Origin of the sequence: Paramesorhizobium leguminum (assembly GCF_003217235.1) — a bacterium.
Taxonomy (GTDB): Bacteria; Pseudomonadota; Alphaproteobacteria; order Rhizobiales; family Rhizobiaceae; genus Paramesorhizobium; species Paramesorhizobium leguminum.
The window spans coordinates 1-10,155 of the sequence record NZ_QJTF01000041.1; the positions used below are offsets into that span (position 1 = coordinate 1).

A 10,155-nucleotide genomic window follows, 5' to 3' on the forward strand; every position below is an offset into this window, starting at 1 on the left:
TTCAATGGGGGAAACAACTGGAGACCATGTCATAAGGCATGAGCCTAGACCATGCTCTACAAATCAAACTAGACGGCCCTCGCCGCAGGCATACGACGCGACCGTCAAGCGCTTCTATTATGAGAGCCACGACCAACTCCGCCAGCATCTCGAGGACTTCGTATCCGCCTACAATTTCGGTCGACGATTGAAGACCCTGAAAGGCCTCACACCATACGAATTCATTTGCAAATGCTGGACAAAAGAACCGAAACGTTTCACTCTCGATCCGATCCATCAAATGCCGGGACTAAACATCTAGGCCCGATCATCAATGCTAAGCTCTGAAGGGAAACCTTCGGTCAGATCTCGATTCCTTGTTTCCAAAGGGAGGCATAACGAAACATAAATACCGAAGTGCGTGTATCCAATCTCCTGAAATCCTGCAAGAACTGGAAATATTATTTGGTTTATGCCTACTTACGATAATGGATCGTGTCGCGTATTGCCCTACATATTCTCTAAAAACGACAATTGGTCGATAATCCAATCACAAGACATGATTTCCGGAATCCTATGAGAACCGCCTGTAGCGCAACAACTAGCGACCAGATTACTTCCTATATCGAGCCACTGAATCTTCCATTTTTCATAAGTCGCCCCCTTTCGCTGTAACGTATACGGGCATTTCACACTCGGACCGATGAGTGATACATCCAGATAATCGACAAGTTGTGCACCACTAGCCTTGGCGATTGCTTCTTTTCCTGTCCAAAGTATGGTAAATATATCCGAGCTTTTCTTGTCGGGAAATCGTTGGATAAGGTCTCTCTCGGGTTTAGAGAAAAATCTTTCTGCTATATCGCGCCACCCCGAAGGACGCTCCCATAATTCGACATCCACGCCAACGCTGTGTCCAAGAGTTGCGTAGATGACAAGAATATGTTCGTTATCCGCGATGGCAATATTTACCGACAGACCGCTCGGCGCCCTCAACAAACGCGCACCTGCGGTCGTCCGGCTAAACGCCCATTCGTTAGGGCGCACGCGATCCTCGACAATTGTGCTTGCCGCGACTCTGGCTGCAATTCGCGAAAAACCAGCAAGTCGCCGGTCTGAATTTCTTTGGTATGCGTTTATCTCAGCTGCTTCGAGCTCTCCAATGCACGAGGCATACAGCCCTTCTTCCGGCAAACTGTGCATTCCGATGGGTAGCAGCCAAAACACGCCCGCGATCACATCACTACGTCTTTCTTGGTCAACATCTCCCTGATCTGGCGAAATGACTGCAATGCAGCAATCTCGGCGCTGCCAAATCGGACCTTGTAGTGTTTCTCGATCGCCATAACCAACTCAACATGACGAGAGCTGTTCCAAGCTTTTAAAGTTTTGGAGCTGGATTCTTCCGTGACGTCACTTTCGTCAATACGCAAAACATCTGCGATAAGTTTCTTCAAAGTCATGATTAGCTTTCCTTTCTATGAAATCTGCGCACGCAGCGCTTGCGGCCACTTGGCAATGTCCAATCCATGTTGGCTGAAAATAGCCAGAACCCAGCGCTCCAAACCCCATCCCACGCAACCGGTATAGGCAGGCTCTCCAAGATGATCGCGGATGTTGAACCGATCACCGAAAAAGGCCCCGTGAAGGTTCATTGAGCCAGCGGCGATGGATCTAGGTGTTCCCTCATCCTTCGGCTCAACTTCTAAGCACACCTCGTACTTTACATCCATGGCTTCTTGCCAGAATGTTTTGGCAGCATATACAGTAGCGAAGAACGGATCAGTTGCGGTCTCTATCCGACCACACAAGTCCCATTCGTCGATCATCGCGACCGTCAAATCCATCGCGTCGGATCGGCCCTTCCTAACAAATTCATCAGTTCCGATGAACACCAACTCGCGTACGTTGAATTCACCCAAGCGATCAAGCCCGACGGTATTGCCGGATTCGTAGCGGAATACTCTTCCTTTCCACGTCAGAACCAAGCCATCGGAATCAATGGTTTGGTCTTCGAGATTTTCATAACATGGAAAACAGGCTGCTGGATTCAGGCAATGGTGTATAGGCGCGAAGGCGCCAGAATGAGTCATTTGAAGTTTGTGTGAGGCGCTGTTTACTTGGCGGAACGCTTCAATTTCATCGAAGTCGTTAATTAAGTGCGACACAAACGACAAGGCATTTGGGTGCATTTCGAAATAGCCGCAACGAGCCAGAACACTGGCCTTGATCATAGCAGGATATGCCCGTGGCACGGCGGAGAACCGTCGTCTGTATTCGCGTGAAAAAGTTTCATCCACGGCATTCAGCAGTTCGAGGGCCGGCCCGCTCAAACTCACCACACCCACACTGTGCTGGAAGGCCCAATGTCGTTCTACCAACTGCTGAAAGACTTTCCTTTCTAGCTGCTTTATCGGAGAGCGCTGCCGCTGGAAATGTACGGTAGGCTCGATCCGGCGGAAACGCTGAAGCATTGCGTCGAGGAAACGTGTCGTTTTATCCCGCACTTTATCGCCGTTGCCGCTTGCTTTGTGAGTAACCCGCACCTTGGTCTGTTCTTCTACCACCCGCAGAGAAATGAGATCTTCGCTCACATAGACCGATTGTTTCTCGATATCAGCGGCCAACTCCGAGTCTATGGCGCGCGAAAGATCAAGAACGAACTCTGCGGTATCAATTATATTCATTATGTTCCCCTTTTTATTCTAAAACTTGTAATAGAGAAACTGCGTGGGGCCGCCGCCCATCAGCAGCGCAATTACTAGGGTTGTGCCTAAGAACACAGCCCCGGCGGGTGTTGGTGACCAAGTAAGCTTGGACAAGCTTGGCGGTTCCTCCACTTCATCGCTCGATATATGATATCGACTTAATATCTGTTGGGAATTCGGAAGCACCAGGAGCGCTCCAACCAAGATAAATGCTATCAATCCTAGCGCGGACGGTAACAATTCCGTCGCCACCCCATTATCGGATGCGCCAACAGCCGCCTGCAGAATTGACCCTGTTGCGTTTAGCGATGGGCTTCTGAATATGACGAGGGAAACCAATGCTGTGAGCATGGTCAGAGCCCAGGCAAGCATCCATGGTATCCTTACAGGGCAATAGCGGTGCCATACTTGAAATATGGATAGCGCGCCTCCCCAGAAGAGCCCATAAGTAAAGAAGGTCCAGCCATTCCCGTGCCACACTCCAGCAATGAGAAAGGCAACCATCGTCGGCATCACCACCGCCAGCGCGAATCGGGGCATTTCGCTTTCGATCTGCTTGCTTCCCAGCCATCTGCTGGCTGCAACGGCAAGAGGTAAATACAGATAATGCGTGATGAACCGGGTTAGTGACATATGCCACCGACGCCAGTAGTCCATTACAGTGGTTGCTTTGAACGGTGAATTGAAGTTCAACGGCAATCTAATGCCAACAAGGAATCCGATACCAATCGCCATGTCGGAATAGCCCGAAAAATCGAAGTAGAGTTGGAGCATGTAAAAAATGCTTCCAAGCCATGCATCCCCTGTCGAGATCGCGTGGCCTTGGTGTGCCGCATCAAATATGAGAGTTGCATAAGGTGCCAGTGAGTCAGCCACAACCAGTTTCTTGAAAAGTCCGATTGCAAAGAGTACCATGCCGGCCAGCAAGTGTTCCGCATTCAACCTCTTATTATTTTCCAGAGCGTCGTATTGTTCAACCAGTTCGGTCGCGTTGACGACAGGGCCCGATGTCACGTACCCTAAGAAAGTTGGAATTTGTAAGTATTCTATAGGCGACAGCTTACGCAGGCTTCCATTAAGCATTTGGATCAAATAAATAATTTGTATGAAGGTGATGAAGGACGCTCCGAGCGGAAGGAATCCGCCGGGGATACCGATCCACCCAAGCTCACCTGAGTATTTAAAAGTGACAAGTAAAATCACATTGAGCGTTATACCCGTTCCTAAGAGTATGCCAGTTATAGATGTTTCAGCTTCTTTAGCTCGGTGAATCAAATTTCCGATGAATAAATTCATTGAGCACGAAAGAAGCAAAAATGGGAGAGAACTTGGACTCAGCAAAGCATAGAAAATAACGCTCGCTACAACGATAAAGTAATTTCGCCAAATGCGATTGAAATTTGGATTGCGCAGGTATTGCGACGCGACCACCAATACTGGCAAAAACCCGAATATGAATCCGTAAGTCTGGAATAGCATCGTAAAGCCCTGTTAATCCTTCGCAGCGACAAGCGGAGGAATCTGGGCAAATATTGACTTGAGACAAACCTCATCGAGATGAATGTAGTCGCGGAACGAGCTTTCCCTGCAGCCTGCCATCTGCGGATCGAAACTTCCAACAAACACTGCGTTGCTATTAATTGCGATGCTCTTGATGCGGGCTTCAAGTTCCGAGAGCGTCCGGCCGTAGTTTTCGTTGGCAACCCCTTCCCAGAATGCTGGGTGATGAGGAGTAATGGCGATCACAGATTGAACACCCTTAGCATGGAGATATCGAAGTAATTTTTCCAAAGACTTCACATCATCACTGGTAGGCAACGACGCTTTCTTTTTGCCGAGTTTTTTCGCTTGAGCGGCAGCTTCTGCACGTGCGGACTCAGGGGTAAACGTGCCAATGTGTTTCTTGGAGAATGCCAGAGAACCATCCGCATGAAGAATGTCTCTTTCCGGGTCGTCTACTTGTGAAGTCGCACCATAAGGCAACGCAGTCTTTTGCATTGCCATTATGATCCCATGCTTTAGGTATTCCATAGAGAACATGGATTGATAGTGACTGACTGGGAACCTCTCAAGTGCCGGGGCGACAGGAATCTCAAGGTGCTGCGCCATGCGCTTGTATTCAGGCGAAAACATCCGCCATTCGTCGGTCTCGCGATCGCTGATTGGGCGAAAGGAGAGGTGCCGCGCGCTAAGTACCAAGGTCTTCGGAAGTTTGTCCGCCTCTTCGAGAAGCGCAGTTACTGCAAGCAAGTCTTCAAAATAATCATTATGGACGAAAGCGTTATAGAACGTCCGTCCAGGAAACGTGTTTGCTGTAGCCACCTCAAAACGGCTGCCCGCGAACAACAGAACATCAGGTGCCGATGACATAAGTCGTATATGTTCGCGGCGAATCCCTCGAAAATCGATATTTGGATCATCAAGCGCGAAGTTTTGCCCTCGATTTAATACCTCAGCGACTTTACGCAGTGCGCCAACACGAAACGTAAGGGGATTCATTAGATAATTGCAGAATCCTAACAGTGCTATCAGGGTTATGGCTGCCACGCCGATCCACACGACGAGCGCACGTGGCCCTGTAGCCGATTTAAATCGCCCCTTCATATCTCCCCCTTTGAAAATTCTTTTTCTATTACCTTGATGCAGTTCTTCTCGCCGCCACCACGCAAACAGAGAAAAGCGCCCTAAGAAGCCTTTGATGAAATGGGCTTTCCGCTTGCCTTCCAGGTTTCGATACCGCCCGCTAGGAACTTTGCATCGAGGCCAGCAGCTCGCAAGCGCAATGCTGTGCCGCGGCTCATCTCGTGCCCGGCAACGCAGTAGACGACTACTTTCTGATCACTGGTGAGTTTAGATCCCCAGTCATTCACCAATGAAGGATCCCGCCATATCGCGCCCGGAATTAAGTCGCTTGCCGACTCGAACGCGCCGGCGCGACGTACATCAAGAAGTAGCGCGCCCTCCACTTCTTCATGCGCCGCAGCGTATGGTTCGGCGGCATCGTGAACGACCCGCTGATAACGCTCATGCACACCCTCCCAGCGAATGTTGGCCATGAATGCATCCACGTAGGCGCCCGCCCGCGCGCCGTAGTCAATATGATAAGCATGCTCGTACATATCCAGCGCAAGTATGGGTACACTACCGGCAAGCGCATGGGCGTGATCAGATCCCCACTGATTTGTCAGCGATCCGTCTTGCGGTAGGAAGCTCATGAGCACCCAACCAGAGCCACCCGAAAGAGCGCGCGCCATGGCCTCAAATTCAGCTTTCCAGCGCTCGACGCTCCCAAAATTGGCAGCTAGCGCAACGGCCATTGGCGCAGGAATTCCGGCTGGTGCGCTGCCAAGACTATCGAAATACAACTCGTGAAGCAGCATCGAGTTAGCCGCGATCAGTTCCTCACGCTTCAATCCATTAAGATTGAAGTTGGCAATCGATGGAAAGTCTACAGACGATAACTCCGACCGAATAGCATTCAACCGCCGCACAGCGCCTAGGTAGTTGTTCTCATGGTGACTACGTATTAGCAACTCAGACAAGCCTGGAAGCTCGGATGGGTCGAACGGAAGTGGCTTAGGCGTTGTTTTCATTCTTGCTTTCCCCGTCGTTGCCTAAAAAGAGGTGCCTATTGGTCTGTTACGGACCGGTATCAACGCCGCTTGCGTGCTACTAAAGAGCCCACCAGCCAAGCGCATTCCACTTCGACTAGATTAAGTAGATATTACTACATATTTGTAATATGCGATACAACGATCGCTTTAGCAATGGATATTTTCGATTCCTTGGAGGCCAATGCGGTGCGCCAGTCCGGATGGCTGATGTGGACGAGCGAACCGCATCGCGTTACATGCCGCCGGAGATCAAGCGGGCTCAGCGCAGTTCCAACACCGATGCCACCACCAACCCGATACCCGCGCAGGTGCCGAGCAGCGGCAGCACACCAACCTTGAAACGGAAGAGCGCAATGACGGCCGCTGCGGTGATGACCGCAGACAATGTGTCAAATCGACCACCGAAGCCCTGAGGCCATAAAACGTGGTACGCGAAGAAGAGTGCGAGATTGAAAATGACGCCGACTACGGCTGCTGTAATCGCCGACAGAGGCGCAGTGAAGCCGAGTTTTCCTTTGGCTGCCTCGATAGCCGGGCCGCCCGCAAGAATAAAGATAAAAGACGGCAAGAAAGTAAAGAACGTGGCCACGGTGGCTGCGAGCGCCGCCCCCAGGAACAATGTGTCGGCTCCAAGGACTTGCTGCAACCATCCGCCGACAAATCCCACGAAAGCGACCACCATAATCAGGGGGCCTGGCGTCGTCTCGCCCAGCGCCAAGCCGTCGATCATTTGTGAACCAGAGAGCCAATGGTATTGTTCCACCGCGCCTTGGTACACATACGGTAATACCGCATATGCGCCACCGAACGTCAGCATTGCAGCCTTGCTGAAAAACCAACCCATCTGAGTCAGTGTCCCCTGCAGTCCCTGTGCAACCACGAGTCCGCCCATTGCCATGGCCCAAATGCCCAACCCGATGCCGAGCACTTTCAACAGCCGGTTTCGAGAGAAACGCGCATGCAGGGGTGTTGGGGTATCGTCATCGATCAGTGCCGGGCCATAGCTATGCTTTACCCCTCCGTGGCCTCCACCAAGTGCAAACACCGAAGGTGCCCAGCGCGCTCCGAAGTACCCGATCAAGGCTGATGCCGCGACGATCGCAGGAAACGGCGTATCGAACGCAAAGATGGCGACGAAAGCCGCCGCTGCGATTCCCCACATCCATCTGTTCTTCAGAGCTCGCGTGCCGATCCGATGTGCGGCGTGCAGCACCACCGCTGTGACTGCGGGTTTAATACTATAGAATACGGCTGCGACGATTGGGACGCTGCCGAAGCGCAGGTAAATCCAAGACAGCGCAATCAGGATAAATAATGATGGCAGTACGAACAAGACGCCAGCGACAATTCCACCCCACGTGCGATGCATTAACCACCCGATATAGATGGCTAACTGTTGCGCTTCGGGGCCGGGCAGCAGCATGCAATAATTGAGCGCATGCAAGAATCGCTTCTCACTTATCCAACGCCGCCGCTCCACCAATTCCGTGTGCATTATTGCAATCTGGCCTGCCGGGCCACCGAAGCTGATGAAGCCTAGCTTCAACCAAAACCAGAATGCCTCGGCGAAGTCGATTGCGTTGGGCGCAACGGACGATCTGTCCTCATCAAGCACGGCGCTCATAGCGAATTTTCTGCGATGAGGTAATTGGGTAGCGGATATGAGATTCCTGAGTGATTTCTCATATCAAGCAGCGTAACCGGCATTTTCATTTACGTGTCCCCTGGTTTCTTTGTGCGTTGTTCGTCACGTTGATAATGTACATAGAACGAGTCGAGCACCGTGCTGATCTCCGCCAGCAAGCCATCGTCGTCTGCCAATCGTTCGCGGGCACCGGTAAGAATCGCCTCAAATCCTGATGCCTCTGGAACAGACGCCCCCCCTACGTCCAAAAAATGAACCATGGCACCTAGACGCAAGAGCGCAGCATCGGCCTCAAGACCGAAACTCACCAGCAATGTTTCAAATGTGACCCTATCTCCCACATGCGTGAAAGCAGCGCCGTCGAAGTCAAAACCAAGCGCCTCGCGTGGACAATCGGCTGGCTTGGTTAACCATTGAAAGCGAGCCGCAGGATCGATGAAACGACGGATTAGCCACGCACTCGCGACGCGATCCACCCAGAGGCGTTTTCGGGTGGCCCAGAGCCGACCTTGGTAGTCGTCTATCTTTAGGCGTGGAATTTGATTCGCAGTTTCTTGCGGTTCGTCGGGTGATAGAAATTGGTCTATTTGGTGATTAAAATCCCGCCATGATGCCTCAGCTTCAATACCGGCGTCACCTGGAAAGAAGTCAATCGCGCGCAATGCATCATATTCACGCCTGTACTTCTTAAGCAGTCGAACCAGTTCCACGGGTCCCAGCCTGGACAATGAAGCTGCGGATTCCTTCCAGCTTTTGATCAGAGCCGCATAGTCCCCACTTCGATCAAAAAGGGCTTGGTATACCTGAGCGTCTTCAGGGTCTGTTGCCACCGCTGAAAGGATCCAAGCATGGCCGCCTTCGCGTGCGCATTCGTCCGAGAGGCCTTTTAAGGCAGCTTGGTGTGGAGGCGCGGCTGGCAAAAGATAGACGCCATCGCGTAGCGCAGCGCAGCCCAGCGCCTTCAGTGCGCGCCAAATGCGCATTCGGGCTGTAGCACTTTGTGTTGGCAGCGAAAGCACCAGAACAAGCCAGTGTAGGGCGGTTTTATTCATGTAGCAATATATACAATTATGTCGTTGTGCCTACAAGGCTCATGGACTGGATCATCGAAAACTTTTCCAATTATTTTGCATTCGTTACAGCAGCATGCCAAACGGCCACCCTAGAGGGTAGCGTGAATTGCGCGACCGGAGACCATGACGTATGAGTATCGTCGTTTCCAATTGGGGCGACCCGCCCGTTTACTGCTTGGAATGGATGGCAACGCACAGAGAGACCGTTAAAGGATTCGAGGTGGTGAGGCACTGTTTTCGCCGGTGAAAGACGTTGCGGAGCGGCAGGAAGTTATCGCGCTGGTGATGTCACAAATTGAAGAGGAACAGGCAACAGCGCCAACTGCATAGCGAGCCTCGCTTCTGCAGTTCGGCTCCGCTCTTATTGACCGACATCATCCGCCTCGGCGTGCTCAACTCGGTCGCCGCCCTCATACATCATTACGTCAATGATGCCCCACGCGGCAAGCCGCGTGATGGCGGCCGGCGCTGCGATAGTTGAGATCTCCGCGCCGCCCGCCATCACACCTGCCCAGGCTCTCGTGCGACCGGCATCCTCTGTCCTTTCCGGTCCATGGCTAACGCCTGTTTCCCCTTCCCGGCCCAAAGTTGCCGCGCGTGTTCGCCTTGCTCGCTTTTGAGTTTTTCGGCCATCCAGATCAGTGCGCCAAGGATGATGGCGCGGTCGTCGCCGGTCAGGTCCACGATACCGGCCTTGACGACGAGACCGCCGAGTTTGATGAGATGGCGCGTGCGCTTGCGGCGTTCGACCTGCCAGGTGCGCATATCATGCCGCGCCCGTGCCGCTTGATGCCGATTGCGCGCCGCTCGGTTGCGTTTGATGGCCGCCCGCGTCATCGTCATTTGCCGCAGCAGATCGGCGCGATTTGCTGCGAAAGAACGCGGCCCCGCGTTTGGCCCATGCCTCTCTTTTTCCGGCGTCGGTGGTTTCGGCCAGCACGATCAGCGCCCCGGCCAGTTCTTCGGCGCTGAGGGTGTCTGCCCCGGTGGCGATCACCAGTTCGCCGAGCTGCTGTACCTTGCGGCTTTCAGTTCTCGCGTCTTGTCTTCCAGCGCTTTCAGCTCCGCATCAAAGTCCCTCGGTTTGCGCATGTGCCGTCTCCATCATTTTCGTTCGTGGTCGAGCAATGATAATA

The 10,155-nt window shown here is 52.4% G+C and carries 11 protein-coding genes and 1 pseudogene; 1 reads left to right on the forward strand and 11 read right to left on the reverse strand.

The features are described from left to right. On the forward strand, positions 1-301 hold a 301-nt coding region (locus C7477_RS18260; RefSeq protein WP_425373600.1), incomplete at its 5' end, for an IS3 family transposase. A gap of 188 nt (positions 302-489) precedes the next feature. On the opposite strand, the gene C7477_RS18265 is transcribed toward C7477_RS18260, so the two are convergent. From C7477_RS18265 to C7477_RS18310, 11 genes and pseudogenes are all read right to left on the reverse strand, one after another. Next, positions 490-1,218: a 4'-phosphopantetheinyl transferase family protein gene (locus C7477_RS18265; protein WP_110754776.1), complete on the reverse strand. Its 729-nt coding sequence runs from the start codon at positions 1,216-1,218 to the stop codon at positions 490-492. Next, positions 1,215-1,442, reverse strand: coding sequence for an acyl carrier protein (locus C7477_RS18270; RefSeq protein WP_110754778.1), 228 nt, complete (start codon positions 1,440-1,442; stop codon positions 1,215-1,217). The genes C7477_RS18265 and C7477_RS18270 overlap by 4 nt, the downstream gene beginning before the upstream one ends. Before the next feature lie 15 nt (positions 1,443-1,457). Next, positions 1,458-2,666 carry a class-II aminoacyl-tRNA synthetase family protein gene (locus C7477_RS18275; protein WP_110754779.1) on the reverse strand — a complete coding sequence of 403 codons (1,209 nt, stop codon included), beginning with the start codon at positions 2,664-2,666 and terminating at the stop codon, positions 1,458-1,460. An 18-nt stretch (positions 2,667-2,684) separates the two neighbouring features. Next, positions 2,685-4,166, reverse strand: coding sequence for an MBOAT family O-acyltransferase (locus tag C7477_RS18280; RefSeq protein ID WP_110754780.1), 1,482 nt, complete (start codon positions 4,164-4,166; stop codon positions 2,685-2,687). Positions 4,167-4,178: 12 nt separating this feature from the next. Then, positions 4,179-5,291 (reverse strand): hypothetical protein, encoded by a 1,113-nt coding sequence (locus tag C7477_RS18285; protein ID WP_110754781.1) that lies wholly within the window; start codon positions 5,289-5,291, stop codon positions 4,179-4,181. 80 nt (positions 5,292-5,371) lie between these two features. After that, the gene (locus C7477_RS19445) at positions 5,372-6,280 is read right to left on the reverse strand and encodes a Fe-Mn family superoxide dismutase (protein WP_110754782.1); all 909 of its coding nucleotides are present in this window, start codon (positions 6,278-6,280) and stop codon (positions 5,372-5,374) included. A gap of 280 nt (positions 6,281-6,560) precedes the next feature. Beyond that, positions 6,561-7,925 (reverse strand): chromate efflux transporter, encoded by a 1,365-nt coding sequence (gene chrA / locus C7477_RS18295; protein WP_110754783.1) that lies wholly within the window; start codon positions 7,923-7,925, stop codon positions 6,561-6,563. Positions 7,926-8,014: 89 nt separating this feature from the next. Continuing rightward, positions 8,015-8,998, reverse strand: coding sequence for a chromate resistance protein ChrB domain-containing protein (locus C7477_RS18300; protein ID WP_110754784.1), 984 nt, complete (start codon positions 8,996-8,998; stop codon positions 8,015-8,017). Between the two features lie 382 nt (positions 8,999-9,380). Next, a complete protein-coding gene (locus C7477_RS19045) occupies positions 9,381-9,521 on the reverse strand; it encodes a hypothetical protein (protein ID WP_181418469.1) in 141 nt (46 codons plus the stop codon). Then, positions 9,521-9,784: a conjugal transfer protein TraD gene (locus C7477_RS18305; protein WP_110754785.1), complete on the reverse strand. Its 264-nt coding sequence runs from the start codon at positions 9,782-9,784 to the stop codon at positions 9,521-9,523. The genes C7477_RS19045 and C7477_RS18305 overlap by 1 nt, the downstream gene beginning before the upstream one ends. 1 nt (position 9,785) lies before the next feature. Next, a pseudogene (locus C7477_RS18310) lies at positions 9,786-10,111 on the reverse strand (conjugal transfer protein TraD). Between the last annotated feature and the right edge of the window lie 44 nt (positions 10,112-10,155).

Excerpts from the sequence above, each read along its gene's own strand:
- C7477_RS19445 (WP_110754782.1), bottom strand. The coding sequence starts at position 6,280 with ATGAAAACAACGCCTAAGCCACTTCCGTTCGACCCATCCGAGCTTCCA.
- C7477_RS18285 (WP_110754781.1), bottom strand. The coding sequence starts at position 5,291 with ATGAAGGGGCGATTTAAATCGGCTACAGGGCCACGTGCGCTCGTCGTG.
- C7477_RS18300 (WP_110754784.1), bottom strand. The coding sequence starts at position 8,998 with ATGAATAAAACCGCCCTACACTGGCTTGTTCTGGTGCTTTCGCTGCCA.
- C7477_RS19045 (WP_181418469.1), bottom strand. The coding sequence starts at position 9,521 with ATGGCGGGCGGCGCGGAGATCTCAACTATCGCAGCGCCGGCCGCCATC.
- chrA (WP_110754783.1), bottom strand. The coding sequence starts at position 7,925 with ATGAGCGCCGTGCTTGATGAGGACAGATCGTCCGTTGCGCCCAACGCA.
- C7477_RS18275 (WP_110754779.1), bottom strand. The coding sequence starts at position 2,666 with ATGAATATAATTGATACCGCAGAGTTCGTTCTTGATCTTTCGCGCGCC.
- C7477_RS18280 (WP_110754780.1), bottom strand. The coding sequence starts at position 4,166 with ATGCTATTCCAGACTTACGGATTCATATTCGGGTTTTTGCCAGTATTG.
- C7477_RS18305 (WP_110754785.1), bottom strand. The coding sequence starts at position 9,784 with ATGCGCACCTGGCAGGTCGAACGCCGCAAGCGCACGCGCCATCTCATC.
- C7477_RS18270 (WP_110754778.1), bottom strand. The coding sequence starts at position 1,442 with ATGACTTTGAAGAAACTTATCGCAGATGTTTTGCGTATTGACGAAAGT.